Source organism: Arthrobacter sp. P1_H7, assembly GCF_056405215.1.
This window is the reverse complement of record NZ_JBFUCO010000040.1, coordinates 1-1,566: the sequence shown is the minus strand read 5'-3', so window position 1 is coordinate 1,566 and position 1,566 is coordinate 1. Positions and strand designations below refer to the sequence as shown.

Annotated in this window: 1 protein-coding gene; it reads right to left on the bottom strand. The window is 61.2% G+C overall.

The features are described 5' to 3' along the window. Positions 1–9: 9 nt before the first annotated feature. On the bottom strand, positions 10–1,266 hold the full coding sequence (locus tag AC1DXI_RS20715) for an IS110 family RNA-guided transposase (protein WP_476940147.1): 1,257 nt from the start codon (positions 1,264–1,266) through the stop codon (positions 10–12). Positions 1,267–1,566: the final 300 nt, after the last annotated feature.

Below are 1,566 nucleotides of genomic sequence, written 5' to 3'. Positions count from 1 at the left end.
CGGTGTCTACTAAGAAAACGAAGGTGACGTTCCTGCGGAAATTGGGGTGAGGTTGGGCTCGAATCCGAGCGAGACCATTCGGCGTTGGAGCCGTCTTCTGGCACGTTCGGGGTTCGTTTTGTCGAAATGATCGACGCCGAGTTCGTCGTAAGCGACTCCGTCGTGGAGCATGTTCCAGACGATGACGAGCAGCGTGTGTTGGAGAGCGACTACGGCACGCAGGGCACCGGCATGGGATTGAATGCGACGGTATTTCACGGCGAGATAGGTCGTTTTTGATCGGGACACGGACAGCGCCGCGATTCCCAGTGCGGCTTTGAGGTAATGGTCGCCGGGCCGGGTTTGGGTGGATTTGATTCGCCCAGCGGACTCGTTCTGGCCCGGACACACTCCCGCCCACGATGCCAGATGGCCTGCGGTGTCAAACACGTTCATGTCGACGCCAGCTTCGGCGATGATGACGTTGGCGACATTCTTCGATATCCCGGGGACGGTCATCAGCAGCTCCCGGGCTAGGGAAAAAGGTTCCATCACCGTGTCGATGCGGGCGTCGAGGGCCGCGAGGGTCGCCTCGATCTGGTCGATGCGGTCCAGGTGCAGCTGCACCATGAATGCGTGGTGGTCGGTGAAGCGGCCCGTGAGGGCTTCGACCAGCGCCGCGGATTTGCGGCGCATCGAGGCGTGCGCCAGCGAAGCCAAGGTCTTCGGGTCACGTTCTCCGGATATGAGAGCATCGAGGATGCTGCGGGCGGATTGGGTGCTCAGCGTGCTGGCGACTGAGGACAATTTGATGTTGGAGTCCTCCAGCCCTTTTTCCAGTCGTGAGTATTCGCGGGTGCGTTCATGAGTCAGGTTCGACCGCGTGCGGGTCAAATCCCGCAACTGGCGGATCGGCTCGGGCGGCACGAAACTGGCCCGCAGCAGGTTGTGGGCGGCGAGCTCCGCAAGCCATGTCGCGTCTGAAACATCACTCTTCCGCCCCGGGATATTCCGCGCAGCTTTAGCATTGACCAGTTGCACATTCAGCGACTCCGCCAGCAGGAAGTAGAACGGTTTCCAGTAGTCGCCGGTGGCCTCCATCACCACCACGGTCACCGCGGCTGCCTCCAGATCACGGCGCAGGCGCACGATCTCATTCGTCGTCGCCCCATATGTGGTCACCGTCCTACTGGACGTTCCTGCCCGCGCTCCCGATATCCGGATGCAGACCTTCGCATCGCGTTTGGAGATATCCATTCCCGCGGCACGCTCGTGCACGATGTCCATCATCTACTCCTCGCATCTGGTCCAACAACACCACCGGCTGGTGGTGCCAGGTGCCGCGGGAAGGGCGGGGAAATGATTCAGGAATCTACTAACCGGGCTCATCAAACCCGATGCTGCCGGGCTTGCGGCACCAATCCACGGTTCCCGTGGAAGCCCTCCACACCACGCTCGAAAACAGGCTCTAAGCACTAAGACACACCGGCGTCGACCGCGGCACCGCCATCATCCGCCGCTACCCAACCCAGCCACAAGGCCGTTTTCTCAAACCACAACGCCGCGAAGCGGCTCCACAGCTCGAAA

What these genes read in the sequence shown, in the direction of transcription:
- AC1DXI_RS20715 (WP_476940147.1), bottom strand. Translation starts at nt 1,266, where the DNA reads ATGGACATCGTGCACGAGCGTGCCGCGGGAATGGATATCTCCAAACGC.